Origin of the sequence: Pseudomonas abietaniphila (assembly GCF_039697315.1) — a bacterium.
In the GTDB taxonomy this organism is placed as follows: domain Bacteria; phylum Pseudomonadota; class Gammaproteobacteria; order Pseudomonadales; family Pseudomonadaceae; genus Aquipseudomonas; species Aquipseudomonas abietaniphila_B.
In genome coordinates, this window is sequence record NZ_CP155619.1 from 2,628,734 (window position 1) to 2,655,653 (window position 26,920).

Sequence of the window (26,920 nt, forward strand, 5' to 3'; positions counted from 1 at the left end):
ATCTTTATGATCAGTTCGCGCAAATCAGCTTATTCCTTTTGCACTAAACGCGCAAACCGATCAAGAAATTGATCATTTTGAGCAGAGCGAGGTAATCGGCTGCACGTATCCGCGGGCTGGCACTCGACGTCGACCAAACGGGCTGGCAGGCTGCACCCAGCGCAAAATCAAATCACTGGAGCCCGACATGTCCCACGCGTACAGCCCGCAGGAATGGCAACTCAGGCAAGAGCTGGCGGCCTGTTATCGCCTGATCGCTCATTACAGGATGACCGACCTGATCTTCACCCACCTTTCCCTGCGCATTCCTGGGCCGGAGCATCACTTTCTGATCAACCCTTACGGGCTGATGTTCGAGGAGATCACGGCCTCGAACCTGGTCAAGATCGACCTCCACGGCAACAAGGTCGAAGACTCGCCTTATCCGGTGAACCCCGCAGGCTTTGTGATTCACAGCGCCATCCACAGTGCGCGGGAAGATGCTCAATGTGTTCTGCACACGCACACCAAGGCGGGGTGCGCGGTGGCCGCGCAAGAATGCGGGTTACTGCCGGTGAATCAGATCTCGATGGAGTTCTATGGCCGCGTCGGCTACCACGACTACGAAGGCATCGCCCTGGATTTCAGCGAGCAACAGCGCCTCGTGGCCGATCTGGGTGATCACTCGGTGATGATCTTGCGCAACCACGGTTTGCTGACCGTGGGCGACAGCGTGAAGCAGGCGTTTCTGCGCATGTACTACCTGGAAAAAGCCTGTGAAATTCAGGTCGCTGCCCAGGCCAGTGGCAAGCTGCTTTTGCCGCCTGACGAGGTATGCCGACGCACGGAAAGGCAGTTCAATGCGCCGGGCCAAGGCGTCGCAGAAGGTGAGTTGAGCGATTTGGACGCCGTGGATTTTGCCTGGGCGGCCTTACTGCGCCTGCTCGACCGCGTGGCACCGGATTACAAACATTGATCGCGAGTCTCTAGCGAAAGCGCCGGGCCAGCGTCCATTCACGCTACGCCCCCGCTCCCTGTGGGAGACGTCGGGGTTACGACGGCAGCGAAGGCGGTGTGTCATTCAGCGGTGATGTCACTGTCCCACCGCATTCGCCACTGTCGTAACCTCCAGCAGCTCCCACAGGTCTTGGGGCAGCCACAGGTTCTGGGGCCGCCCGGTTCAGAGGTCTTGAGGCAGCAACAGATTCTGTGGTCTACCCGCTCCCTGTGGGAGACGTCGGAGGTTACGACGGCAGCGAAGGCGGTGGGTCATTCAGCGACGATGTCACTGTCCCACCGCATTCGCCACTGTCGTAACCTCCAGCAGCTCCCACAGATCTTGCGGCAGCCACAGGTTCTGGGTCTGCCCAGTTCAGAGGTCTTGCGGCAGCCACAGGTTCTGGGTCTGCCCGGTTCAGAGGTCTTGAGGCAGCAACAGATTCTGTGGTCTACCCGCTCCCCGTGGGAGACGTCGGAGGTTACGACGGCAGCGAAGGCGGTGGGTCATTCAGCGGTGACGTCACTGTCCCACCGCATTCGCCACTGTCGTAACCTCCAGCAGCTCCCACAGATCTTGCGGCAGCCACAGGTTCTGAGGTCTGCCCAGTTCAGAGGTCTTGAGGCAGCAACAGATTCTGTGGTCTATCCGGTTCAGAGGTCTTGAGGCAGCAACAGGTTCTGTGATCTACCCGTTCCCTGTGGGAGACGTCGGAGGTTACGACGGCAGCGAAGGCGGTGGGTCGGTCTCTATTGATGCTGGGGGTCTTATGAGCCTGCAAGCCTGCACCTACAGGACTAATGCCTGACCGGGCGTTCGACAACGGGTAACATTGCGGGCTTGCCGAAGGAGACTCACCTCTTGCCTGACACTCGCCCTCCCGCTCTGGATGACATCGACCGCCAACTGATCGCAGCCTTGCAGATCAATGCGCGCGAGCCCGTCGCCAATCTGGCTCGCCAACTGGGCATCGCTCGCACCACCGTGACGTCGCGTCTGGCACGTCTGGAAAAGGCGAAAATCATCACCGGCTACGGCGTGAGGTTGAGCCAGCGCGTGGTCGATGGAGGCTTGCAGGCGTATGTCGGGATCACCGTACAACCTCGTTCCGGCAAGGAAGTGCTGCGACGGTTGAGCGCGCTGGCTCAGGTGCAGCAGTTGTGCGCCGTCAGTGGTGAGTTCGATTACGTGGCCTGGCTGCGCACCGACTCGCCTGAACAACTGGATCAACTGCTGGATCTGATCGGCAGCGTCGATGGCGTGGAAAAGACCACCACGTCGATCATCCTCAGCAGCAAGATCGATCGCGGGCAGCCGGTTTAGGGCCATTCAATCAAAGTGACGCCGACCTTCGTCACTTTGCCTAAAATCTCTACATAACGACGACACTCTGCGTCTTATTAACGTCTCAACTGTTATCTAGACTTGTTCCCTTTCGCGCCCAGTCGAACAAGGTCAGTCATGAAGAACAATCGCCACCCCGCCGACGGAAAGAAACCGATCACGATTTTCGGCCCGGACTTTCCGTTCGCCTTTGATGACTGGATCGAGCACCCGGCCGGCCTGGGCAGCATCCCGACAGAGAACCTTGGCAAAGAAGTCGCCATCGTGGGCGCCGGCATCGCGGGCCTGGTTGCGGCGTATGAGCTGATGAAGCTCGGTCTCAAACCCGTCGTATACGAAGCGTCGAAAATGGGCGGGCGCTTGCGCTCCCAGAAGTTTGAAGGCGCCGAGGGGATCATCGCCGAGCTGGGCGGTATGCGTTTTCCGGTGTCCTCCACCGCCTTCTATCACTACGTCGACAAACTGGGCCTTGAGTCCAAACCGTTTCCCAACCCGCTGACCGCGGCGTCCGGCAGCACCGTGATCGACCTGGAAGGCACGACGCATTACGCACAGAAGCTGTCGGACCTGCCTGCACTGTTTCAGGAAGTGGCCGACGCATGGGCCGATGCCCTCGAAGACGGCGCGCAGTTCGCGGACATTCAGCAGGCCATCCGTGACCGCGATGTCCCTCGCCTCAAGGAACTTTGGGACAAGCTGGTGCCGCTATGGGATGACCGCACCTTCTACGACTTCGTCGCGACTTCCAAAGCCTTCGCTAAACTGTCGTTCTATCACCGTGAAGTGTTCGGTCAGGTCGGTTTCGGCACCGGTGGCTGGGACTCGGATTTCCCGAACTCGATGCTGGAAATCTTCCGCGTGGTCATGACCAACTGCGACGATCACCAGCACCTGATCGTCGGCGGCGTGGAGCAAGTACCGCTCGGCATCTGGCGTCATGCGCCGGAACGCTGCGCGCACTGGCCGGAAGGCACCAGCCTCTCGACGCTGCACCACGGCGCACCGCGTACCGGCGTGAAGCGCATCGCACGCGCGGCCGACGGCAAATTCGCCGTCACCGACAACTGGGGCGATACCCGTCACTACGACGCTGTTCTGGCCACCTGCCAGAGCTGGTTGTTGACCACGCAGATCGAATGCGAAGAGTCGTTGTTCTCACAGAAGATGTGGATGGCACTGGACCGCACGCGCTACATGCAGTCGTCGAAAACCTTTGTCATGGTCGACCGCCCCTTCTGGAAGGACAAAGACCCGGAAACCGGCCGTGATCTGATGAGCATGACGCTGACCGATCGCCTCACGCGCGGCACTTATCTGTTCGATAACGGCACTTACGCCAACGGCGTCGATAAGCCGGGCGTGATCTGCCTGTCGTACTCGTGGATGAGCGACGCGCTGAAAATGCTTCCGCATCCGGTGGAAAAGCGCGTCAGCCTGGCGCTCGGCGCGCTGAAAAAGATCTACCCGAAGGTCGATATCGCCGCGCGCATCATCGGCGACCCGATCACCGTGTCGTGGGAAGCCGACCCGCATTTCCTCGGTGCCTTCAAGGGCGCGTTGCCGGGCCACTATCGCTACAACCAGCGCATGTACGCTCACTTCATGCAGAAGGACATGCCTGACGACCAGCGCGGCATTTTCATCGCGGGCGACGACGTCTCGTGGACGCCGGCCTGGGTTGAAGGCGCCGTGCAGACCTCGCTCAACGCGGTGTGGGGCATCATGACCCACTTCGGCGGCAAGACCCACGCCGAGAACCCGGGCCCGGGCGATGTGTTTCACGAAATCGGCCCGATCGTTCTGCCGGAATAAGGAGGCACCTCATGCGCGTTGCGCTCTATCAATGCCCACCGTTGCCGCTGGATGTCAGCGGCAATCTGCAGCGTCTCAACACACAGGCGATCCAGGCGGCGGCGCAGGGCGCGACGCTGATGGTGTGCCCGGAAATGTTCCTCAGTGGCTACAACATCGGCGCACAGGCGGCTCGTTCGCTGGCGCAACGCAGTGATGGCCCCGCAGCTCAGGCCATATCGACCATCGCTCAGGCAACCGGCGTGGCGATTCTATACGGCTACCCCGAGCTGGGCGCTGACGGGCAGATCTACAACGCGGTGCAACTGATCGACGCCCACGGTTCGCGTCTCTGCAATTACCGTAAGACCCATCTGTACGGCGATCTGGACAAATCGATGTTCAGTGCAGGCGAAGAGCATTTCCCCATCGTGGAATTCAACGGCTGGACGCTTGGATTCCTGATCTGCTACGACGTGGAGTTTCCCGAAAACACCCGGCGTCTGGCGCTGGAAGGCGTTGACCTGATTCTGGTCCCGACCGCCAACATGGCGCCCTATGACTTCGTTGCTGAAGTCACCGTTAGAGCGCGCGCCTTCGAAAACCAGTGCTATCTGGTGTACGCCAACTACTGCGGCAGCGAGGGCGACATTCATTACTGCGGCCTGAGCAGTGTCTGTGCGCCGGACGGCAAACAGGTCGGCTTGGCGGGTCAGGATGAAACGCTGGTGGTGGCGGAACTGGACCGGCAATTGATGAGCGAATCGCAAGCCATCAATACCTACTTCAAAGACCGACGCCCAGGGTTTTACGCAGGGCTGGTCAAGGACTGAACACGACACCGGTCTGTGGGAAAACGCTGGTCCTTCTGTGGGAGCGAATTCATTCGCGATTGGTCAATGCAGGCGAAACATTTGTGTTGGCTGTCAGATCTTTCGCGAATGAATTCACTCCCACAGGTGCTGGCGTAGATCCGAATCAGGCGTGCCCCACACCCTTTATGCCGTAATCCGCTAGCATGAGCACTCACTTTCCCGAGCGCTGCGGAAACGTCATGCCTGCCTCTGATTCATCTACCCACCGTTCACTGACCCTTTCCAACGGCCTGCACGTATCGCTGTGTTCAGCGCCACGTCTCAAACGCTGTGCGGCGGCGTTGCGGGTAGCGGCAGGCAGTCATGATGTGCCTGAACAGTGGCCAGGGCTGGCACACTTTCTTGAGCACCTGTTCTTTCTAGGGACAGAGCGTTTTCCGGCCGACGAAAATCTGATGACCTACGTCCAGCGCCATGGCGGACAGCTCAACGCCAGCACCCGGGAACGCACCACTGACTTCTTTTTCGAGTTGCCTGCAGCCGTCTTTGGCGAAGGTCTGGAGCGGTTGTGCGAGATGCTGGCTCACCCGCGCCTGTCGATGGCCGATCAATTGCGTGAGCGGGAGGTGTTGCATGCGGAGTTCATCGCCTGGTCGCGAGACGCTGCGTCGCGCAATCAGCTGAAACGACTGCAGCCGATATCGCCGTTGCACCCTCTTCGCTGGTTTCATGCGGGTAACCGCTTCAGTCTGCCTGTCCCGCGCCCGGCGTTTCAGCAGGCGTTGCAGGATTTCTACCGGCAGTTCTATCAGGCAGGTCAGATGACCTTGAGCCTGGCGGGGCCGCAGTCGCTGGACGTCTTGCAAGCATTGGCCGAGACCTACGGAGGCTATTTCGCCAAGGGCCGTCGGATTGATCAGCGCAAGCCTCCGACACTGATGGATAAATCTGCCGGGCAACGCACCGAAGACGCGCCGGGGCAGCTCCACCTGATGTTCGCCTGCGAGGATTTGCCACAACGCCATGAACAGGCTGCCGCGTTTCTCTGCACCTGGATGAATAACGCGCAGCCGGGCGGCCTGGTGGCGACGTTGCGCGATCAAGGACTGATCGAATCGCTCAAGGCGGAAATTTTGTACGAATTTGACGGGCAGGTGTTGCTCAGCGTTGAAGCCGTGCTCACCGACGTCCTCGCTACAGAAGAAGCGCCTTCAACGGTAGGCGCTCGCTCTCCCGCGAAGACGTCCGATGTGCGAACGCAAATTTCAGACCTGCTATTCAACTGGCTGACCTTCTTCAAAGTGCATTACCGTCAATTGCTCAACGAATACGCCCTGCTCGAACAGCGTCGCCTCGCCGTCGATGGCGCGCTGGCGCTTGCCCGACATTACAGCGGTGAGACGACAATCGAGCCCGGCCTGGCCGAACAGGCGATCCGCGCCGTGGATGCGCTGCTCGAGACCCTCACGCCGCAGACTCTGTTGCAGCCAAGTCCTGAAATCGCGGAACGCCCACTGCTGAGCATCGACTGGCGCCTCCCCGAGCCCAATCCGTTCCTGCGCCCAAGGCCTCAGACAGAAATCCTCTCTTCCTCGTTGCCGTCTTTTACCTTCAGCGAAGTTCTGCCCGCCAACGGCGAAGCCACCGCTTATCTGCGCTGGACGCTAGCAGCACCGCAGCCAAAGCTCGCCCTCATGCTCAACGACAGCCTGAAATCGCTGACCGCCGATGCCGGACAAGCAGGCGTGGCACTGTCCTTCAGCACCTACGGAAACTTTTGGCAATTAAAAGTGAGCGGGCTGGCCGAGCCCATTCCCGCCGTGCTGGAAGAGGCGCTACGCCTGCTCGTTCAGCCCGACGCACAGACGCTCTCACGTTACGGACAGCCAAGCCAGGATCCTGTGCCGATCCCGATTCGCCAACTGCTCAAGACGCTTCCTGATCACTTTTTGAACAGCATCAACGGCGCAGAAGCCCGCGACTTAAGAAGCGTCTGGGCCAACGCGCGCTGGATCGGTTTCGGGACCGGTCTGGATGGCGTCGCCCAACGCGAACTCACTCACACCTTGAGGCTGCTTCCCGGTGTACCCGTGGAAAAACCCAGTCACCCACCCATCCTGGCGCCGGGCAAACGCTGGCAACGCGAGACGTCGGAGGCCTCTGAAGACGCGGTGCTGGTGTTCTACCCGTCGCCGTCGACACTCATCGAAGACGAGGCGGTGTGGCGATTATTCGCACATCTGGTACAGGCGCCGTTCTATCAGCGCCTGCGTGTCGAACTGCAACTGGGCTACGCGGTATTCAACAGTTTCCGACAGATTGCCGGGCAAAGCGGGCTGTTGTTTGGCGTGCAGTCACCCAGCGCCACCGCCGAACAGTTGGTCGATCACATCGAGTCCTTCATGGAGACACTGCCTGACCTGATCGAAAACGCTGACCTCCCCGCGCAGATCGCCGCGCTTCAGAACCAGCTCGATCCCGCGAACCTGGACAGCTCCCAGGCTGCCGACATGCTATGGCAGGCTCACCTGGCCGGGCATTCAGCGCACTACCTTGAGCGTCTGCAACATTCGTTTGCACATTTGCAGCCAGAGGATCTGCAACGCGCCGCCAGTCGGGTAGCGCTAACTCAAACCACGGTCTTCTGCCTGTCCAATCGCGCCAGCCCAAGCGGGTCGGGACCTGCAGTAAATTGATCGTTGCTGGAAATGCAAAAAGCTTTATCTGATATTTCATCATTGGAAGGGCGATATTTTTAGTAACATAGCTCCCTAAGCATTTGAACGTCTCCTCTCGCAGGTGTACTAAAGATGTACTCACCCACCGTTGCATTAACCCAGAAGGAGTCTTTTATGTGGACTAAACCTGCTTACACTGATCTGCGCATCGGCTTTGAAGTCACCATGTACTTCGCAAGCCGTTGATTTCTGCGCGGTGAGAAGCCTCGGTTCGCCGGGGCTTTTTTGTTAGAAGATTCCAGATTTTTCGGGCGCAGCAGTCCACTCTGTACGGAGCACACATGCACATCCAGATTCTCGGCTCGGCGGCGGGCGGCGGTTTCCCTCAATGGAACTGCAACTGCGTCAACTGCGCAGGCTTTCGCGACGGCAGCCTGCGGGCGCATGCTCGCACACAGTCGTCTATCGCCCTGTCCGACGAAGGTGTGAACTGGGTCCTGTGTAACGCATCCCCCGACATTCGCGCTCAACTGCAAGGCTTCGCCCCCATGCAACCCAATCGCGGCCTGCGCGACACGGGCATCAGCGCGATCATTCTGATGGACAGCCAGATCGACCACACCACCGGCCTGCTGAGCCTGCGCGAAGGCTGTCCGCACCAGGTCTGGTGCACCGACATGGTCCACGAAGACCTGACCACCGGTTTCCCGTTGTTCAACATGCTCAAGCACTGGAATGGCGGACTTGACTGGAACCGCATTGAACTGGAAGGCAGCTTCGTCATTCCGGCCTGCCCGAACCTGCGCTTCACGCCGTTTCCGCTGCGCAGCGCCGCCCCGCCCTACTCGCCTCACCGCTTCGACCCGCACCCCGGCGATAACATCGGGTTGATGGTCGAAGACCTTCGCACCGGCGGCAAATTGTTCTACGCACCGGGCCTGGGCAAGGTCGATGATGCCCTCATGGAAAAGATGAGCGGCGCCGACTGTCTGCTGGTGGACGGCACGATGTGGGACGACGATGAAATGAAGCGTCGAGGCGTGGGCACACGAACCGGCACGGAGATGGGTCACCTGGCGCAGAACGGCCCGGGCGGCATGCTGGAAGTGCTGGAGAAATTGCCCAAGCAGCGCAAGGTGCTCATCCACATCAACAACACCAACCCGATCCTCGACGAAGACTCGCCCGAGCGCGCCGAACTGGCCCGCCGGGAGGTTGAAGTGGCGTTTGATGGCATGAGCATCAAGCTTTAAAGCCGATCGTTAAAGACTGAACTCAACTGTGGACTCGCACTGCGGGAGCGAATTTATTCGCGATGGTCTTCCAGGCGACGCATTTCTGTCGCTAGATCAATTTTCGCGAATGAATTCGCTCCCACAGAAATATACCCACAGGATCTGTGATGAATGGGTAAGGAACATGCCGACATGAGCGAAGCAAAGCCGCTGTCCCCCGCTGAATTCGAACAAGCCTTGCGTGCCAAGGGCGCGTATTACCACATCTACCACCCGTTTCACGTGGCGATGTATGAAGGCCGCGCGACCCGCGAGCAGATTCAGGGCTGGGTCGCCAACCGCTTCTACTATCAGGTGAACATCCCCCTGAAAGACGCGGCGATTCTGGCCAACTGCCCGGATCGGGAGATCCGTCGCGAGTGGATTCAGCGCCTGCTCGACCACGACGGCGCACCCGGAGAAGACGGTGGTATCGAAGCCTGGTTGCGTCTGGGTCAGGCCGTAGGTCTGGACCCGGATCAACTGCGCTCGCAAGAACTTGTGCTGCCCGGCGTACGATTTGCCGTTGACGCGTATGTGAATTTCGCCCGTCGCGCCAACTGGCAGGAAGCGGCCAGCAGCTCGCTGACCGAACTGTTCGCCCCGCAGATCCACCAGTCTCGCCTGGACAGTTGGCCGCAGCACTATCCGTGGATCGATCCGGCCGGCTACGAATACTTCCGCACACGGCTCGGCCAGGCACGTCGCGATGTCGAGCACGGACTGGCGATCACGTTGCAGCACTACACGACGTGGGAAGGCCAGCAGCGCATGCTGGAAATCCTGCAGTTCAAACTCGACATTTTGTGGAGCATGCTGGACGCCATGACCATGGCCTACGAGCTGAACCGCCCGCCCTATCACAGCGTGACCGACCAGCGCGTCTGGCACAAAGGAATTGCCTTATGAGTTTCAATCGCGAACAAGTGCCGAGCTGGCGTCGGGGCTACCGCTTTCAGTTCGAACCCACGCAGAACGGCCATGTGCTGCTGTACCCGGAAGGCATGATCAAGCTCAACGAAAGCGCGAGTGAGATCGGCGGTCTGATTGACGGCCAGCTTAGCGTGGCTGCAATCATTGCGCTGCTGGATGAGAAATTCCCCGGCGTTCCCGAGCTTGGCACCGATGTCGAGCAATTCATGGAGGTCGCGCGTGCAGAACACTGGATCGAACTCGTCTGAGCCTGGTTCAGCGCCAGCGCCCGTTCATGCGCAGCCGTACATTCCGCCGACGCCCGCCGTCGGCCTGCCACTGTGGCTGCTCGCCGAGCTGACCTATCGCTGCCCGCTGCAATGCCCGTACTGCTCCAACCCGCTGGATTTTGCCAAACAGGGGCAGGAACTGAGCACCGAGCAGTGGTTCAAGGTGATGGCCGAAGCCCGGCAGATGGGGGCCGCGCAGATTGGGTTCTCCGGCGGTGAGCCGCTGGTCCGTCAGGACCTGGCCGAGCTGATCGCGGAGGCTCGACGGTTGGGCTTCTACACCAACCTGATCACCTCCGGCATCGGCTTGACCGAACAGAAGATCATCGATTTCAAGGAAGCCGGTCTGGACCATATCCAGATCAGCTTTCAAGCCAGCGACGAGCAAGTGAACAACATGCTCGCCGGCTCGAAAAAAGCCTTCGCGCAGAAGCTCGAAATGGCGCGCGCAGTGAAGAAGCACGGCTACCCGATGGTGCTCAACTTCGTCACGCACCGGCACAACATCGACAAGATCGACAAGATCATCGAGCTTTGTGTGGCCTTGGAAGCGGACTTTGTCGAGTTGGCGACCTGCCAGTTCTACGGCTGGGCGCACCTGAACCGCGTCGGGTTGCTGCCCACCAAAGACCAATTGGTGCGTGCCGAACGTATCACCAACGAATACCGCGTGAAACTCGCCGCCGACAACCACCCGGTCAAGTTGATCTTCGTGACGCCCGACTACTACGAAGAACGCCCGAAAGCCTGCATGAACGGCTGGGGCAATCTGTTCCTGACCGTCACCCCGGACGGTACCGCCCTGCCATGCCACGGCGCGCGACAGATGCCGATCCAGTTCCCGAATGTGCGCGACCACAGCCTGCAGCACATCTGGTACGACTCCTTCGGTTTCAACCGTTTTCGCGGTTACGAATGGATGAAGGAGCCCTGCCGCTCCTGTGATGAAAAGGAAAAGGACTTCGGCGGATGCCGTTGTCAGGCCTTCATGCTCACGGGCGATGCCAGCAACGCGGACCCGGTGTGCAGCAAGTCGCCTCAGCACAGCCTGATCACCCAAGCCCGCGACGAAGCCGAGTATGCTAGCCAGACCATCGAGCAACTGGCTTTCCGCAATGAACGAAACTCACGCCTCATCGCAAAATCCTGATCTGCTCTCTGCTGCCGAGGCTGTGGCGGCAGGGATTGATTTCGCTGAACTGAGCGTCAGTCCTGCCGGCCTTTTCTGGAATGAATTCCGCCCGCAGGACGCGGCCTCACGCATCTGGCGCTGGAGCAACGGCGCCCTTTCATGCCTGACACCGGATGGCTTCAGTGTTCGCAGCCGCGTCTACGAATACGGCGGAGGCTCTTTCTGCCTGACCGACGACGCGGTCGTATTCGTCAACGAAGCCGATCAACAGATCTACCTCCAGGCTTTAGACTCCCCCACGCCACACGCCCTGACTCAAGGCGACAAACGCTACGGCGATGTCCGGTTTGCGCGTGGGCACATTCTGGCGGTTGAGGAAGATCAGGATGTTCATCGTCTGGTCTCCATCGCCCTCGTGGACGGCAGGCGTGAAGTACTGGCCGAAGGCGCCGACTTTTATGCATCGCCCACACTGAGTCCGACAGGTAATCGCCTGGTCTGGATCGAGTGGTGGCGCCCGCACCAACCCTGGACCTCGACGCGATTGATGAGCGTCGAACGCCAGCCCGATGGCAACTGGGGACACGCCCGTTGCCTCGCCGGCGGTTTGGGCCTGGAAGCGCTGCAACAACCGCGCTTCGACGACGCGGGTCGGTTGTATTGCCTGACCGATCGCGCCGGTTTCTGGCAGCCGTGGGTGGAAACGCTGGACGGTTTCGAAGCATTGCCCGCCGCCAAGGCAGACCACGCGCCCGCGCCTTGGCAACTGGGTGGTTCGAGCTGGCTGCCGCTGAACGATGGCGCTTATCTGGCGAGCTGGTCGGAAAACGGCATAGGCGTATTGGGGTTGCGTCTGACGGACGGGTCGCTGGAAGACTTCAGCGGTGAATACGCCCGTTTCCGCAGCCTGGCGATGGACGATCAATATGTCTATTGCATCGCCGCCTCGGCGATCAAGCCGGCAGCCGTGGTGGCGATCAATCGCTCGGACAAACGCGTTAACGTGCTGGCGGGCGGTGTCGCGCCGTTACCCGCCGAACGCATCAGTCGCCCGCAATCGCTGCGTTACCCAAGCGGCAACGCAGAAGCGCACGGTTACTTCTACCCCGCCATGAACGGGGAGGAGAAACCGCCTCTGGTGGTGTTCGTGCACGGCGGCCCGACGTCTGCCTGTTATCCCGTGCTCGACCCGCGCATCCAGTTCTGGACGCAACGAGGCTTCGCGGTCGCCGACCTCAACTATCGCGGCAGCACCGGTTATGGCCGCGCGTATCGGCAGGCGTTGTTTCTGGAATGGGGTGTGGTCGACGTCGAAGACGCTTGCGCAGTCGTCGAACACTTGGGCGAAAGAGGTCTGATCGATCGGAACAATGCCTTCATTCGCGGCGGCAGCGCAGGCGGTTACACGGCCCTGTGTGCGCTGGCGTTCAAGGACGTGTTCCGCGCGGGCGCGAGTCAGTACGGCGTCAGCGATCCCTTGGCGCTGGGCGAGGCCACACACAAGTTCGAGGCTGACTATCTCGACTGGCTGATCGGCGACCCCGACATCGACATGGCCCGCTACCGCGAGCGCACACCGTTGCTGCATGCGGACAAGATCAAGGTGCCGGTGATTTTCTTTCAGGGTGAACTCGATGCCGTGGTCGTTCCGGCCCAGACCCGCGACATGCTCAACGCTCTCTTGGAAAAAGGCATCGCCGCTGAAGGCCATTTCTACCCCGAAGAGCGCCACGGCTTCCGCAAGGCCAGCAACCTGGCTCACGCGCTGGAAACCGAATGGGCGTTCTATCGCAAGGTGATGGACAACTGAGGAGAAACGGGCGGGCAATCAGCGCGCCCACAGCCTGCGGCCAGAATCGAAAGCTTCAAACCCAGTCGCTCGCCCGCTTCTGCCGAAGGCGCAGGAACGCCGGATTTACTTACGGCTGGCGATGATGTACACCGCGTGGACGATGCCAGGGATGTAGCCGAGCAGGGTCAGCAGAATGTTGAGCCAGAAGGCGCCCGCGAAGCCGACTTGCAGGAACACGCCCAAGGGTGGCAGCAGGATGGCGATGATGATGCGAATGATGTCCATGGGTGAGGCTCCTGATTGAGAAGATGGCCCATTCGGGCCACACAGCTAATCGACCTTTTGCGTTTGCAAGGGTTCCGCCACGCATAGCAACACGCCATCAACGCGAATAAAAAAACGCCCCGCACCCAGAAAACCGGTGCAGGGCGAAGCGTACAAAACGCAAGACGGTATGCGGATTACAGAGAAGTGTTACGCCATGAGTGCGCTCGACAGCGCCTGTCGTTGCGGTTTGGCGCGCTGGACGGGACGCGAAGGTCCGACGGAGGTGGGTTCCTCCACCCAGCCCGACAGTTCGTCGATGACGGCAGTGCAGGCATGACCGCGGGCCAGTAATGCCGCGCTGCGGGGGCTGCGATTGGAGTGGTCGCCCAGCACAACGATATCGGCGCGCACACCGTACATGTCTTCGCAGAGCAAGCCGCCCTGCTGCCCGACGGTGCCGCGCGCTTCATTGAAAACCAGCAAAATGTTCAGCTCGCGGCAGAGCTTCGCCACGCCCTGCACATACGCCTGCGACGCAGGCGTAACGACACTTTCACCTTGAATCGGCTCCAGCACGACCGCAACGGTGGTGGAATCCACTGCCGCGGCCATCGCAGCCAGATCGTTGAAAGGAACGTGGCTGAAGCCAGTCGCCATTGACTCGATCAGTGGATCAAAACGACCACCGCTGGCGACGACGACACCGCACTGGCCACGACGATGACGTTCGCCCCACTTGCGTGCAAGCGTCATTGCCCCGCCGAAAGCACCTTCTTCATCGGCGAACAGTCCCGCCTGATCGCTGCCGGTGCGTTGGCGCAGTCGCTGAAGGGGCGACAGCAACGCCGGAGAATCAACCGGAACGGCTCGTTCCGCGTCGGCGCTGCGCAACAGTTTGAACAGATTCATGCGCGCAACCCTTCCAGTGGCAGGCCCAGCAGACGATCGCTCCAGTCCTCAACGCGGCCGGTGCGCAGGCGTTTGAGGGCGATGTCCCGCCAGCGAGAAGACAGCGCCGGGCAGTCGACCAGTTTTTTCAGGCCTGCATGCTCCAGCGGCTCCTGATAAAAACTGCGCAATGCCCAGGCGACCGTCAGACCCGGATAGCTGCGCTGGATCAGTTCGAAGGGATCATCCGGGCTGACGAAGCCAGGTTTCAGCACCCGGTAAAACCAGCCGCAGCGCCCGGTGTCCTGCGCGTGTTGCGGCAGGTCCTGAATCCCCCAACTGTGGCTCAGGCGATAGCACGGCGAGCGCGGCTGACTGATCTGCAGCAACGCGCCGCCCCAACGAAACATGTCGCCCAGGCAAGCATGTTCTTCGGTCAGACCGTGAGAGGAGAGATTTTCGCCGAACGCCGGTGCGCGCCAGTCAATGTGCGGGTAATGCTTGCGCCAGTATTCGTAGTGTTCGGAGGGGTAGTGATGCAGAGCGCGTTCCGGACCGGTATGAAAGCGCGGGTCACCGTGCTCGTCGGTGCCGAGGCCCTGCGGCCAAAGCCATAAACGTCGGTCCAATCGGTGCTTGTCGATATCGCTGATCAATCCATGACCCAGATTTTTCGCTTTACCTATGTAAACACCTTCGACCTGGACACTGTTCATTGCGCGTTATGGCCCCGTAACCCTCGTGAGTTGGGGGTAGACTATGCCTCGCGCATCGAAACGACCATTTCGATTTTCCAGCCATTTCGATAAGACTTACTTATGGATTTCCGCCAACTGCGTTATTTCGTCGCGGTCTACGAAGAAGGTCATGTCGGCCGCGCCGCCGAGCGTCTGTCGTTATCGCAACCAGCGCTTTCGCAACAGATTCGTCTGCTGGAGCACAGCCTCGACGTCAGCCTGTTCGAACGCAGCAGTAAACGCCTCCTGCCAACCCTCGCTGCGCACACGCTGTACAACCACGCCGTCCCGCTGCTCGAAGGGATGCAGCGCGCTCGCGATGCATTGCGCAACTTCAAGGGTCAGTCGCAACGGACGCTGGCCATCGGCGTCATGCAAACCGTGCACTCCAGCCTCGTCCCACAGATGCTTGAACACGTGCGCAAGGAGCAGCCGCACCTGGTGGTGCAGATCTACGAACTGAGCGCGATGGAAATCGAGCGCCGCCTGCTTAACGGCTCGCTGGACATAGGCATCAGCTACCTGCCGCCCCGCCAGCCGGGGCTACACGGCATGCTGCTGTACGAAGACGAACTGAAGCTGGTCATTCCGGCAAATCATCCGTTGCGCGAATTCAAGAAAGTCTCGATGAGCCAGGCGGCCGAACTGCCCATGCTGCTCTTGGGCGAAGAGTTTCAGGTGCGGCAGATCTGGCAAAGCCAATTGAGCAATCTGGGCCGTCGCCCGCACGTCCAGGCTGAACTGAACAACATGGCGGGCATTCTCGACAGCTTGTCGCACATGAAACTTGCCACCGTACTGCCGGGCCGCGCGCAGGACATTCAAGAGAACGAAGAATTGTTGTGGAAACCGCTGAGCGAACCGAGGGTGCCGTTGCAGATCGGACTTGTGTATCGAGATGCACAACGACAGCAAACGACGCTGGAGCTGCTGAAGTCGGTGCTGGAAGAAGTGGTCAATCCCAAACCGTCCGCGCGCGAAGGGTTGTGAGGGAGACGGAAGGATTTTCAACACGCAGATAAAAGAAAACCCCGCCGAGGCGAGGTTTTCCAGACTGTTTCCCTGTGACTTCCCTTTCTTCCCGCCATCCTGGCAGGTAGTCCCTACGTGTCCATGTTGTCTGTTTGCGCATCCTGCGCGACGTCCATGTGTGTAGATTAATCTTGGATCCATTAGAGCGATAGAGCCAGTTTGTCATCACGTCGTGTAAGCAAATGCTTACACGACGGATACATCATCAAAACTGCGAAGCGTCCAGCAGGTACAGCGATTCACTGCCCGCTTTTACCGAGGCTGCCAGCGAATGAATTCTCGGCAACAAACGCGCGAAGTAGAAGCGCGCAGTGCCCAGCTTGCTGGCGTAGAAATCTTCCTGAGCTTCTTTACCGAGCGCTGCCCTGGCCGACATCGCCCACATGTAGGCGTAAGCCGTGTAGCCGAACGCATGCAGGTATTCGACGGAGGCCGCACCGATTTCGTTCGGGTTGGTCCGCGCGCGATCGAGGACCCATTCAGTCAGCTCATCAAGGGTCGTCAGCGCAGCGGCCAACGGCTTGGTGAATTCACTCAGCGTACTGTCGGAAGACGCGATGAATGCGCGGATCTCGTCGGAGAACAGCTTGTAGTAAGCGCCACCACTGCCGACGACTTTACGCCCCATCAGGTCGAGCGCCTGAATACCGTTGGTGCCTTCGTAGATCTGGGTGATGCGCACGTCGCGCACCAGTTGCTCCTGGCCCCACTCACGAATGTAACCGTGGCCGCCGAACACCTGCTGGCCATGCACGGTGGTATTGAGGCCCATGTCCGTCAGGAAGGCCTTGGCGACCGGCGTCAGCAACGCGACCAGCGCATCGGCGCGCTCGCGCACGGCGGCATCTTCGCTGTACTTGGCGGTGTCCAGTTGCATGGCGACGTAGGTGGAGAACGCACGACCGCCTTCGTTCAAGGCCTTCATGGTCAGCAGCATGCGACGCACATCAGGATGAACGATGATCGGGTCGGCGACGGTGTCTTTGGACTGAGCGCCGGTTGGTGCACGGCTTTGCAGGCGATCGCGGGCGTATTCGATGGCGTTCTGGTAAGAGCGCTCACCCGATGCCAGGCCCTGGATGCCAACGCCCAGACGCTCGTAGTTCATCATCGTGAACATCGCCGCCAGGCCTTTGTTTGGCTCACCGACCAGATAGCCCTCGGCTTGATCGAAGTTCATGACGCAGGTCGCCGACGCCTGAATGCCCATTTTATGTTCGATCGAACCGCAGGAAACCGTATTACGCGCTCCCAGACTGCCGTCATCGTTGACCAGGAATTTGGGCACCAAGAACAAAGAAATGCCTTTCGGACCTGCGGGCGCGTCCGGCAGCTTGGCCAGCACCAGATGAATGATGTTTTCGGTCAGGTCGTGCTCGCCGCCGGTGATGAAAATCTTGGTGCCGCTGATTTTGTAGGAACCGTCGGCCTGAGGCTCGGCCTTTGTGCGCATGATCCCCAGATCGGTGCCGGCGTGCGCCTCGGTCAAACACATGGAGCCGGCCCAGATACCGGCATACATGTTTGGCAGGTAAGTGGCCTTCAAGTCCTCACTGGCGTGGTTGTTGATCGACACACACGCGCCAGAGGTAAGCATCGGATACAGCCCGAATGCGAGGCTCGACGAGTTGACCATTTCTTCGACTTGGGCCGAGACCGCCTTCGGCATGCCCATGCCGCCAAACTCAGGGTTACCGCCAACGCCAACCCAGCCGCCTTCGGCATAGGTTTTGTAAGCCTGGACGAAACCCGCCGGCGTGGTCACGGCGGTGTCTTTCCAGTGGCAGCCTTCTTCGTCGGCTGCACGGCTCAGCGGCGCAACGGATTTGCCGGTGACCTTGCCCGCCTCTTCGAGAATGGCCTCGACGGTTTCTACATCCACCGCCTCGGACAGCTCGGGCAACGTGGCCCAGAGCCTGGAGACTTCGAACACTTCATTCAGGACGAAGCGCATATCGCGCAAAGGCGCTTTGTAGTCAGCCATGGCAAACCTCGCAAACAGCAGCAGATAACCCGGAAAAAGGGACGCCGCCGTCAGGCAGCGGCGTCGATGTGTCAGTGGAATCGAGTGTACATGAACACCATTTGCGACACATAGGGTCAAGGAGTGACCATTTATCTATTTTTGGTCACTTGCGAACAGTGGGCATTCATAGGCCTTCACCGAGCCGTGAAAGCCTTTGATTACACAGAAGAAGGCATTTGGATCAGCTGGCGGCAGCCATTCTGACGGCACCGCGCTTGTTCGTCTGACCGTGCGATACCACGCAATTCCGGCCCGCACCTTTGGCCGCATAGAGCGCCTGATCCGCCGCCTTGAGCACTTCTTCCGGATTGCGATGTTCCGGCTGGCGCTCAGCGACGCCGATGCTGACCGTGACCGACACCGTCGAAGCTTGCGAGCCCGCCCGGCGCTGGCGACCTTGCTGATCATCCTGCGGCCGACTGTCCGGGTTGCGCAGGTGAATCGCGTAGTTGGCGATGGTTTCGCGGATCACTTCCAGGTGCGGCATGCACTCTTCCAGCGTCTTGCCCGCGAAGACGATCGCAAACTCCTCACCGCCGTAGCGATAGGCGCGACCGCCACCGTTGGTGATCTTCGACAACTTGCTGGCAACCAGACGCAGCACCTGATCGCCGACGTCGTGACCGTGGGTGTCGTTGAATTTCTTGAAGTGGTCAACGTCGCTCATGGCCAACACGTAGTTGCGGCCGAGGCGCTGCATCCGCTCGTTGAGTGCGCGTCGTCCGGGCAAACCGGTCAGCTCGTCGCGGAAGGCCATCTGATAGGCCTCGTGCGCGACCGCCGAGGCAATCATCAACATGACCTGGCTGCACATGATGTTCAGCGTGAAGGGCAGGATGAAAGTTTTGGGCAGCGCCCAGAACAATCCGAGCAAACCGACCAGTTGCGCCGCATGCAGCGGACGGGGTTTGCGGATGTACTGCGTGATGAGCACTGCGAAACCGATCAGGAACGTCGCGTAAGACAACTGGATCAGGCTCATCCACTCGCCGTGCAACGAGGGCCAGCGGATGTCGGCGAGCCAGGCCAGCAACGCTTCGGGGAAACTTTGCTCAAGCCCGAGCGCCACGCTGCCCACCGCCACGAAAACGGCCAGACGGGCAACGAGATCCTGAAACAGGTGCGTGCGTTCTTCCCATGCGGCATACAGCGCGTACATCACCGGCAACAGCAGACAACACAGGTGGAACACCACGGCAGCGTCGTCGCGGACCTTGCCGTTGTCCCGGTAGTAATCGGTTTGTGTGTCGAGCAGGAAATATGCGGTGTACACGGTGATCATCAGAAACAGTTCGCGCTGGCGTTTATAAACGCCGCAATACGCACCGCCGAGCAACAGCACCAACGTGGGCAGCACGTTGAAGAGTGAAGTGAAGAAGACGTTGAGGTCCTTGACGTACGCAGCCGCAAGTCCGGCGATCAACAACGCCAGGGACGGTAAAAAATGGCTGAGACGTGCAGCGGAAGGGCGCAGCAAGAGGAATGTCTCCTACTTGTACAAATCAAATGGCATTGTGCCTGTATCGGCCAGATCATAGATTTGATGAGGAGAATTTGTGAGATAGATCACTGTTTTTTGCGTCACCTCAAACCTGTAGGAGCGCGCTTACCCGCGAATGAATGGCACATCCACCACCATTGCATTGGAGGTACCGACCTGATCGCGGGCAAGCGCGCTCCTACAAGGTTTGCGTTGCGCACAAAAAAGCCGCTTACCCCGAAGGGCAAGCGGCTTTGAGGTAAAACCCTGCGGCTGACTCAGTAAGCCAGGCCGAAGTGCTCTTCGTTCATGTCCATCAGGTTGTTGGCGCCCGACAGCATGGCCGCAACGTGAGTGCGGGTGCGCGGCAGGATGCGCTGGAAGTAGAAACGAGCGGTCTGCAGCTTCGCGGTGTAGAACGCTTCTTCCGTGGTGCCGGCCGCCAGTTTTTCGGCCGCCACACGCGCCATGTCAGCCCAGAAGTACGCCAGGCAGACGTAACCGGAGAACATCAGGTAATCCACCGAAGCGGCACCGACTTCTTCGCGGTCTTTCATGGCGGCCATGCCGACCTTCATGGTCAACTCGCCCCACTCTTTGTTCAGCGCAGCCAGCGGCGTCACGAATTCGTTGACGGCTTCATTGCCTTCCTGCGACTGGCAGAACTTGTGAACGATCTTGGTGAAGCCCTTCAGCGCTTCGCCTTGCGTCATTAGTACTTTACGACCCAGCAGGTCGAGCGCCTGAACGCCGGTGGTGCCTTCGTACAGCATCGAAATACGGCTGTCGCGGACGTTCTGCTCCATGCCCCACTCGGCGATGAAGCCATGGCCGCCATAGATTTGAACGCCGTGGTTGGCCGACTCGAAACCGACTTCGGTCATGAACGCCTTGGCAATCGGGGTCATGAACGCCAGCAGGCCGTCGGCTTGCTTCTTGGCTTCGGCGTCGTCGCTGTATTTGACGATGTCGACCTGTTTGGCCGTGAAGTAAACCATTGCACGCGTGCCTTCGGCGAAAGCCTTCATGGTCAGCAGCATGCGACGTACGTCAGGGTGGACGATGATCGGGTCAGCGGCTTTTTCAGGCGCTTTCGGGCCGGTCAGCGAACGCATTTGCAGACGCTCACGGGCGTATTTCAGACCACCCTGGAAGCCGATCTCGGCGTGAGCCAGACCTTGCAATGCAGTGCCCAGACGCGCGGTGTTCATAAAGGTGAACATGCAGTTCAGGCCTTTGTTCGCCGGGCCGATCAGGAAACCGGTGGCGCCGTCGAAGTTCATCACGCAGGTGGCGTTACCGTGGATGCCCATCTTGTGTTCCAGCGAGCCGCAGTTCACCGCATTGCGCTCGCCAATGCTGCCGTCAGCGGCTGGCAGGAACTTCGGAACGATGAACAGCGAAATGCCTTTGGTGCCAGCAGGCGCGTCGGGCAGGCGGGCCAGCACGATGTGGACGATGTTATCGGCCATGTCGTGTTCGCCAGCGGAAATGAAAATCTTGGTGCCAGAGACTTTATAGGAACCGTCAGCCTGAGGCTCGGCCTTGGTGCGCAGCATGCCCAGGTCGGTACCGCAGTGAGGTTCGGTCAGGCACATGGTGCCGGTCCACTCGCCCGACACGAGTTTGGTCAGGTAAGCCTCTTGCTGCTCAGGGGTGCCGTGCTCGGAGATGGTGTTCATCGCGCCATGAGACAAGCCTGGGTACATGCCCCACGACCAGTTGGCTTCACCGACCATTTCGCTGACCGCCAGGCCCAGCGATTCAGGCAGGCCTTGACCGCCGTGCGCAACGTCATGGGCCAGACTCGGCCAGCCGCCTTCGACGAACTGTTTGTAAGCCTCTTTGAAGCCGGTCGGCGTTTTAACGCCGGTCTCGCTCCAAGTGCAGCCTTCGGTGTCACCCACACGATTCAGCGGTGCCAGTACCTGCTCACAAAACTTGGCGCCTTCCTCGAGAATGGCGTCAACCATGTCAGGCGTGGCGTCCTGGCATGCTGGCAGACTCTGATAGTGCGCTTCGTAACCAAGCAGTTCGTCACGAACGAAGCGAATATCACGCAAGGGGGCCTTGTAGTCAGGCATAGCGATAAACCTCTGCTGATGAATCCTGGAATTGGATGACCGTTCGGTCACTGCGGGGACTGGCCCCTCCGCCGAAGTCTATTGTTTTGTTCGGCGGTCAAACAGGTGTTTGAAACATACGTTTACGCCTAATCCTTGTCAAGGGTGCGTCACGCACCTTTCATCGTCGGCACGTTGAACATCAGGCAGGAACAGGCCCGCAGTCGTGTCGGCGACTGAGCCGAATACGTTGAGTCTAGTTGAGGAGGCGTTGCGAACGGCCTTCAGAAGGCGGTGATTCGGACGGCTGATAAGGCGTTATTCAGAAGGAGGGCGTACAACGACGACGTGCGCCGAAGCGCACGTGGGAGAAAGCATCAAGCAAATGTCAGGCGTAGGTGTCGATCAGCGTGCCGAGCATTTCGTCGCTGGCTTTTTCGACTTTGACGCCCGCCTGAACCTGGATCTTGCCTTGGGTCAGTTCGACGATATTGGTCGCCATGTCGGAGGCCGGGGGACGATCGACCGCACGCAAACGCTCAAGCTGGAAATCGGAGGACTGGGTGCGTCCGGATACTTCCGTCGCAGGGCTGGCCAGCTGGGTGGCGGCCTGATCGACACGGTTCTGCCCGACCTGGATAGCACTCAGGCCTGGATACAGCGTGTTGTTCAGTGAAATTTGCATGACCACGGTCCTCTGTTCATAAAGCGAACAGTCAGTATTGAAACAGACGACGGATGAAAACACCCGACAAAAACAATAATGGCACTGGGCCTGCTAATAGAGACGACCTCAGCCTGCGAACAACCGTTTGCGCCTCACAGACGTGGCAACCGGTAACATGCGCTGCCAGAAATGGGTGCAACGCGAAACAATCCGAGGCATCACCTTAACCGGTCCGGCCCTTGTGCGCCGCAGTCAAACCCTTGAACTGTGCAGTGGCGCACATCCTGCATCCTGTGCTGAACTGCCCTTCTCTCACGGATCAGCTGTCGAACGCCGCCATGCGCCCAAAGGAACTGAAACACTGGACCACCGGAATCGCCCATCTTCTCGACCTTCCGGGCGGTGCAGCGCGTCTGGGCGGATTGAGTCAGTGGCTCAAACAGATTGCGCCCGTCGACCATTTCGTCCTGTTCGTTTATGAAGGCAACCACCGTCCGTTAGCGCTGTTCGACACCTTCCCGCCCGACAAACGCAAGATCTACGTCGACGACTATCAAGTCGGGCCTTACTTGCTCGATCCGTTTTATCTCGCTTGTACGCGCAAACAACCGCCCGGGCTCTGGCGGTTGCGGCAGTTCGCGCCCGACCACTTCTACCTCAGCGAATACTATCTGGCGTACTACCAGCAAACGGGCCTGGCCGAGGAAGTCGCGTTCTTCATCGACCTGGGCGGTGACGCCATGGCGGTGTTGTCGTTGATGCGCGCGACGGCCAGCTGTGCGTTCAGCCGCGATGAACTGCAGTTGATCGAGTGCGCGCAGGCCATCGTCGAACAGGTCATTACCGAAGCCTGGCGTCAGCATCGCGAGCAACAGCCGCGCTCGACACAGGATCTGGACTTCAAGGTACACGCCGCTTTCGATCATTTCGGCGATCACATTCTCACCGGACGCGAGCAGGAAATCGTTCGTCTGTTGCTGCGCGGTCATTCCAGCGCGTCCGTCGCGGAGCAGCTTTCAATCAGTCCGGGCACCGTGAAAATTCATCGCAAGAACATCTACGCCAAGCTCGGCATCGGCAGTCAGGCCGAGCTTCTGGGGCTGTTCATCCGCGAGCTGACCGGACCGGACGTCGCCGTTTCCGCCTGAGGGATCCTCGGTGGGAGCTGCCGGAGGTTACGACGGTGGCGAATGCGGACGTTCTGCCTGCAGAAGAGTGTTGGATGTCCGGCCTCTTCGCGACCCTCGTAACCTCGGATTGCTTCTACAGGTTGCGCGCTTAATGCCTGCTACGTTATCCACCAAAAGAACCAGCGTGACGTGGATTACCGATGGAGGATCCAGAAACGACCTCTATCCCCCAAGGGATATATACAGCGCAAAACCGCGATTGCTAGTTTGGCCTCCATTGCAGCGAACCCTGCACGGAATGCGAGAGCCCATGATGAGCGACAGTCGCCACGAAAACGATATCGAGTTCTGCAACGTAGAGAAGCACTACGGGAACCTCAAGGCCGTGAACAACCTGAGCTTTCAGGTCAAGCGCGGCACCTTTCACTCCTTCCTCGGCGGCTCGGGCTGCGGCAAGACCACCACGCTGCGCATGATTGCAGGCTTCGATCAGCCGACCCTGGGCGAAGTGCGGCTGGCGGGCAAGAACGTCGCCGGCGTGCCGGCTTACCAGCGTCCGGTGAACATGGTTTTCCAGCACTACGCGCTGTTTCCCCACATGACCGTCTCGCAAAACATCGCCTACGGCCTGCGCTACCTCACGCCTCGCCCCGACAAGAAAGAACAGCAACGGCGCGCAGACGAAGCGCTGGAGATGGTTCGGCTGTCCGGGCTCGGGCATCGCAAGCCGAGCGAATTATCCGGCGGTCAGCAACAGCGTGTGGCACTTGCCCGGGCACTGGTGAACAAACCCACCGTGCTGCTGCTCGATGAGCCGCTGGCCGCACTGGACCGCAAGCTGCGCAAGGAAATGCAATCCGAATTGCTGCGCTTGCAGCGCGAAGTCGGCATCACGTTCGTGCTGGTCACTCACGATCAGGAAGAAGCGCTGTCGATGAGCGACAGCATCAGCGTCATGCACAGCGGATCGATCATTCAGACCGCATCTCCCGAACAACTCTACGAAGCACCGGCCACGCGCTATGTCGCCGACTTCATTGGCGAATCCAACCTGTTCAACGGCACAGTGCGCCAAGTACAGGGCAATTCGGCCGTGCTGCGCACTGAACACGGCATTGAGTTGAGCAGCCCGTTGACGCCAAACGGCACCACGTTGAGCGCCAACACCGAAGGTTGCATCGCCGTGCGCCCGGAGCTGATCGACATCGCCGCAAAAGGTGGTTTGCAAGGTCGGGACGTGACCCTGGACGGCTCCGTCGAAGACCGAATCTACCTTGGCAACATCACTGAATACCGCGTGCGCACCCAGCCGTTCGGCATCGTCTGCGTGCGCGTCCCGCGCCAGCAAGGCTCGGGCGGTCAGGGCACGGTTGACCCGTCGGGTTTTGAGCACGGCGCCGCCGTTCAGGTGGGCTGGAACAACGCCAGCGGCCTGGCCATGGCCTTGTAGCGACTCAAGTAATGAGCAACGCCACGCTAACGATTGAATCACTTATCAGACGGGGAGAATGCCATGGACCAGAAGACCTTTATCAAGACGATGCGCAGTTGGCAGAACGGCTCGATCACGCGCCGTGACTTCCTGGGGCGCACAGGTCTTGGCATTGCCGCTGCGGTGGTTGCCACCAACATGCCGGGCTTGCTCGCGGGCAGTTCCACCGCCAGCGCGCTGGGCGCCGAGAAGAGCATCGGCGATCGTCTCGGTCTGGCGACCTGGCCCAATTACCACAGCCAGGAAAACCTCGATAACTTTGCCAAAACCACCGGCGCCCGGGTGTCGATGAGCGTGTTCGGCTCCAATGAAGAAATGCTCGCCAAGCTGCAGGCCGGTGGCAGCGGCTGGGACGTACTGGTGCCGACCAACTACACCATCAGCACCTACGTCAAACTGGGGCTAATCGAACCCCTGGACCTGGCTCGCATTCCCAATTTCGAACCGTCAGCGTTCCAGGAAAAATTCATGGCCCAAGGCACGGTCGACGGCAAGGTCTATGCCGTGCCTAAGAACTGGGGCACCACCGGCATGGCCTACGACAGCGCCAAGCTCAAGGCAAAGCCGACATCGTGGAAAGAATTCTGGGCGATCGCCAAGGATCAGGCCGACGGCCGCACCATGGTTCACGACTATCAATTGACCGCCATCGGCAACGCGCTGAAATCCTTCGGCTACAGCTTCAACTCGCTGGACCCCAAAGAGCTGGCCGATGCCGAGAAGCTGCTGATCGAGGTCAAGCCGCACCTGTTCGCCATCAACTCGGACATCCAGCCTTCAATGCGCAGCGGCGACGCGATTATGGCCATGTCCTGGACCGGCGACGCCTCGCAGCTGCACCGCGACATTCCGTCGATGGTCTACGCGCTGGGCAAGGAAGGCGGCGAACTGTGGAGCGATTTCTTCGCCATCCCCAAAAGCACCGAGCACAAGGACGCCGCCTACGCGTTTATCAATTACCTGCTCGATCCACAACACAACAAGCTGGAAGTGCTAAGCCACGGCTACCCAAGCGGCGACAAGCGCGTCGATGCGTTGCTGCCGGCGGCCATGCTCAACGATCCGATCATGTACCCGGCCGCCGAGCAGTTGAGCCCGCTGGAATTCGGCGCCGCCGCGACCCTGACCAGTCCACTGCGCGCCGAACTGATGGCCCGTTTCAAATCCGCTTGATCCCTGGCTATGAGCAATAAGGAACCGCACATGGATGCCGTCATCAACCCTGCCACCCGGCACGCCGAGGCGAGCGTGGACGCGGACAGTCAGCGCGCGCAAAACAAGCGGCGCAGCCTGGGGCGACGCATCACGCTGCTGATGCTCCTGCCGTCGACCTTGTGGTTCCTGCTGCTTCTGGTGATGCCGCTGGTAATCATTCTGGTCTTCAGTTTTGGCGAACGCAGCGCCGTCGGCGGTTACGCCGGCGGCCTGACACTGGCCAACTACCTCAACCTCGGCTCCCGCGCAGCGGCGTTCGGCAACACGCTGGTACTGGCGCCGCTGGGAACGCTGGTGTGTCTGCTGGCGGCGTATCCGCTGGCCTATTTTCTCGCGGTCAGGGCCGGCAAGAATCGTTCGCTGTTACTGACCCTGGTGATCGTACCGTTCTGGACCAGCTTTCTGATTCGTACCTACGCGTGGATCTTCATCCTCAGTGGCAAGGGCATTCCGGCCCTGCTGGCGAGCGTCGGCCTGGACGACGTGCGCCTGATCAACACGCCATACGCCGTGCTGATCGGCATCGTCTATGGCTACCTGCCGCTGATGGTGTTTCCGATCTACGTCAGCCTGGAAAAGCTCGACAAACGTCTGCTGGAAGCCTCGGCCGATCTGGGCGCCAGCGCCTTCGAGAGTTTTCGCCGGGTTACCCTGCCATTGTCGGCACCGGGGATCATCACCGGAGTGATGCTGGTGTTCATTCTGTTGATGGGCGAGTTCCTGATCCCCGCCGTGCTCGGCGGCGGCAAGGTGTTCTTCGTCGGCAACGCGCTGGTGGACCTGTTCCTGCAATCGCGCAACTGGCCGTTTGGCAGTGCGCTGGCCATGACTCTGGTGGCGATCATGCTGGTGATCATCGGCGTCTATCTGAAGCTGGTCGCCCGATTCGGTGGCAAGCCTGGCGAAGGAGCGCTCTAAG

Annotated in this window: 23 protein-coding genes; 16 read left to right on the forward strand and 7 right to left on the reverse strand. The window is 59.9% G+C overall.

From position 1 onward, the window contains the following. The first annotated feature begins 187 nt into the window (after positions 1 to 187). The 11 genes from ABDX87_RS11675 (at position 188) to ABDX87_RS11725 (ending at position 13,022) form a co-directional block, all read left to right on the forward strand. Complete coding sequence (locus tag ABDX87_RS11675; RefSeq protein WP_346832970.1) at positions 188 to 955, forward strand: class II aldolase/adducin family protein; 768 nt, start codon at positions 188 to 190, stop codon at positions 953 to 955. An 882-nt stretch (positions 956 to 1,837) separates the two neighbouring features. Next, positions 1,838 to 2,299: an Lrp/AsnC family transcriptional regulator gene (locus ABDX87_RS11680; RefSeq protein ID WP_062385556.1), complete on the forward strand. Its 462-nt coding sequence runs from the start codon at positions 1,838 to 1,840 to the stop codon at positions 2,297 to 2,299. A gap of 138 nt (positions 2,300 to 2,437) precedes the next feature. Continuing rightward, positions 2,438 to 4,132 (forward strand): flavin monoamine oxidase family protein, encoded by a 1,695-nt coding sequence (locus ABDX87_RS11685; RefSeq protein ID WP_346832971.1) that lies wholly within the window; start codon positions 2,438 to 2,440, stop codon positions 4,130 to 4,132. A gap of 11 nt (positions 4,133 to 4,143) precedes the next feature. Continuing rightward, positions 4,144 to 4,944 carry a carbon-nitrogen hydrolase family protein gene (locus ABDX87_RS11690; RefSeq protein WP_346832972.1) on the forward strand — a complete coding sequence of 267 codons (801 nt, stop codon included), beginning with the start codon at positions 4,144 to 4,146 and terminating at the stop codon, positions 4,942 to 4,944. Positions 4,945 to 5,165: 221 nt separating this feature from the next. Then, complete coding sequence (pqqF, locus tag ABDX87_RS11695; RefSeq protein ID WP_346832973.1) at positions 5,166 to 7,622, forward strand: pyrroloquinoline quinone biosynthesis protein PqqF; 2,457 nt, start codon at positions 5,166 to 5,168, stop codon at positions 7,620 to 7,622. A 156-nt stretch (positions 7,623 to 7,778) separates the two neighbouring features. Continuing rightward, complete coding sequence (gene pqqA, locus ABDX87_RS11700; protein ID WP_008365141.1) at positions 7,779 to 7,850, forward strand: pyrroloquinoline quinone precursor peptide PqqA; 72 nt, start codon at positions 7,779 to 7,781, stop codon at positions 7,848 to 7,850. Between the two features lie 95 nt (positions 7,851 to 7,945). Then, entirely contained in the window at positions 7,946 to 8,857 is a 912-nt protein-coding gene (pqqB, locus tag ABDX87_RS11705; protein WP_346832974.1) for a pyrroloquinoline quinone biosynthesis protein PqqB, read from the forward strand. Positions 8,858 to 9,031: 174 nt separating this feature from the next. Then, positions 9,032 to 9,787 (forward strand): pyrroloquinoline-quinone synthase PqqC, encoded by a 756-nt coding sequence (gene pqqC / locus ABDX87_RS11710; protein WP_346832975.1) that lies wholly within the window; start codon positions 9,032 to 9,034, stop codon positions 9,785 to 9,787. After that, positions 9,784 to 10,059 carry a pyrroloquinoline quinone biosynthesis peptide chaperone PqqD gene (gene pqqD, locus ABDX87_RS11715; protein WP_346832976.1) on the forward strand — a complete coding sequence of 92 codons (276 nt, stop codon included), beginning with the start codon at positions 9,784 to 9,786 and terminating at the stop codon, positions 10,057 to 10,059. The genes pqqC and pqqD overlap by 4 nt, the downstream gene beginning before the upstream one ends. Then, the gene (gene pqqE, locus ABDX87_RS11720; RefSeq protein ID WP_431061228.1) at positions 10,031 to 11,230 is read left to right on the forward strand and encodes a pyrroloquinoline quinone biosynthesis protein PqqE; all 1,200 of its coding nucleotides are present in this window, start codon (positions 10,031 to 10,033) and stop codon (positions 11,228 to 11,230) included. Before pqqD ends, pqqE begins: the two co-directional genes overlap by 29 nt. Beyond that, positions 11,196 to 13,022, forward strand: a complete 1,827-nt coding sequence (locus ABDX87_RS11725) for a S9 family peptidase (protein WP_346832977.1) — start codon at positions 11,196 to 11,198, stop codon at positions 13,020 to 13,022. The genes pqqE and ABDX87_RS11725 overlap by 35 nt, the downstream gene beginning before the upstream one ends. A gap of 105 nt (positions 13,023 to 13,127) precedes the next feature. Here ABDX87_RS11725 and ABDX87_RS11730 read toward each other — a convergent pair whose 3' ends face one another. The 3 genes from ABDX87_RS11730 to ABDX87_RS11740 all read right to left on the reverse strand — a co-directional run bounded on the left by ABDX87_RS11730 (position 13,128) and on the right by ABDX87_RS11740 (position 14,875). After that, the gene (locus ABDX87_RS11730; protein WP_346832978.1) at positions 13,128 to 13,289 is read right to left on the reverse strand and encodes a YqaE/Pmp3 family membrane protein; all 162 of its coding nucleotides are present in this window, start codon (positions 13,287 to 13,289) and stop codon (positions 13,128 to 13,130) included. Between the two features lie 189 nt (positions 13,290 to 13,478). Continuing rightward, complete coding sequence (locus ABDX87_RS11735; RefSeq protein ID WP_346832979.1) at positions 13,479 to 14,180, reverse strand: aminotransferase class III-fold pyridoxal phosphate-dependent enzyme; 702 nt, start codon at positions 14,178 to 14,180, stop codon at positions 13,479 to 13,481. Next, positions 14,177 to 14,875 carry an MOSC domain-containing protein gene (locus ABDX87_RS11740; protein ID WP_346832980.1) on the reverse strand — a complete coding sequence of 233 codons (699 nt, stop codon included), beginning with the start codon at positions 14,873 to 14,875 and terminating at the stop codon, positions 14,177 to 14,179. The genes ABDX87_RS11735 and ABDX87_RS11740 overlap by 4 nt, the downstream gene beginning before the upstream one ends. A gap of 102 nt (positions 14,876 to 14,977) precedes the next feature. Between ABDX87_RS11740 and ABDX87_RS11745 the strand changes: the two genes are divergently transcribed. After that, entirely contained in the window at positions 14,978 to 15,886 is a 909-nt protein-coding gene (locus ABDX87_RS11745) for a LysR family transcriptional regulator (protein WP_346832981.1), read from the forward strand. 247 nt (positions 15,887 to 16,133) lie between these two features. Here the strand turns inward: ABDX87_RS11745 and ABDX87_RS11750 are convergent, their stop codons facing one another. The 4 genes from ABDX87_RS11750 to ABDX87_RS11765 form a co-directional block, all read right to left on the reverse strand. Next, positions 16,134 to 17,912, reverse strand: coding sequence for an acyl-CoA dehydrogenase C-terminal domain-containing protein (locus tag ABDX87_RS11750; RefSeq protein ID WP_346832982.1), 1,779 nt, complete (start codon positions 17,910 to 17,912; stop codon positions 16,134 to 16,136). A 223-nt stretch (positions 17,913 to 18,135) separates the two neighbouring features. Next, positions 18,136 to 19,431 carry a GGDEF domain-containing protein gene (locus ABDX87_RS11755; protein ID WP_346832983.1) on the reverse strand — a complete coding sequence of 432 codons (1,296 nt, stop codon included), beginning with the start codon at positions 19,429 to 19,431 and terminating at the stop codon, positions 18,136 to 18,138. A gap of 281 nt (positions 19,432 to 19,712) precedes the next feature. Beyond that, positions 19,713 to 21,518, reverse strand: coding sequence for a phenylacyl-CoA dehydrogenase (locus ABDX87_RS11760; protein WP_346832984.1), 1,806 nt, complete (start codon positions 21,516 to 21,518; stop codon positions 19,713 to 19,715). 367 nt (positions 21,519 to 21,885) lie between these two features. Beyond that, on the reverse strand, positions 21,886 to 22,182 hold the full coding sequence (locus ABDX87_RS11765; RefSeq protein ID WP_074752257.1) for a pyrroloquinoline quinone biosynthesis protein PqqE: 297 nt from the start codon (positions 22,180 to 22,182) through the stop codon (positions 21,886 to 21,888). 320 nt (positions 22,183 to 22,502) lie between these two features. Between ABDX87_RS11765 and ABDX87_RS11770 the strand changes: the two genes are divergently transcribed. From ABDX87_RS11770 to ABDX87_RS11785, 4 genes are all read left to right on the forward strand, one after another. Then, positions 22,503 to 23,312 carry a helix-turn-helix transcriptional regulator gene (locus tag ABDX87_RS11770; protein ID WP_346832985.1) on the forward strand — a complete coding sequence of 270 codons (810 nt, stop codon included), beginning with the start codon at positions 22,503 to 22,505 and terminating at the stop codon, positions 23,310 to 23,312. A 295-nt stretch (positions 23,313 to 23,607) separates the two neighbouring features. Next, positions 23,608 to 24,744 (forward strand): ABC transporter ATP-binding protein, encoded by a 1,137-nt coding sequence (locus ABDX87_RS11775; protein WP_346833496.1) that lies wholly within the window; start codon positions 23,608 to 23,610, stop codon positions 24,742 to 24,744. Positions 24,745 to 24,807: 63 nt separating this feature from the next. Beyond that, positions 24,808 to 25,959 carry an ABC transporter substrate-binding protein gene (locus ABDX87_RS11780; RefSeq protein WP_346832986.1) on the forward strand — a complete coding sequence of 384 codons (1,152 nt, stop codon included), beginning with the start codon at positions 24,808 to 24,810 and terminating at the stop codon, positions 25,957 to 25,959. Between the two features lie 30 nt (positions 25,960 to 25,989). Next, entirely contained in the window at positions 25,990 to 26,919 is a 930-nt protein-coding gene (locus ABDX87_RS11785; RefSeq protein WP_346832987.1) for an ABC transporter permease, read from the forward strand. Position 26,920: the final 1 nt, after the last annotated feature.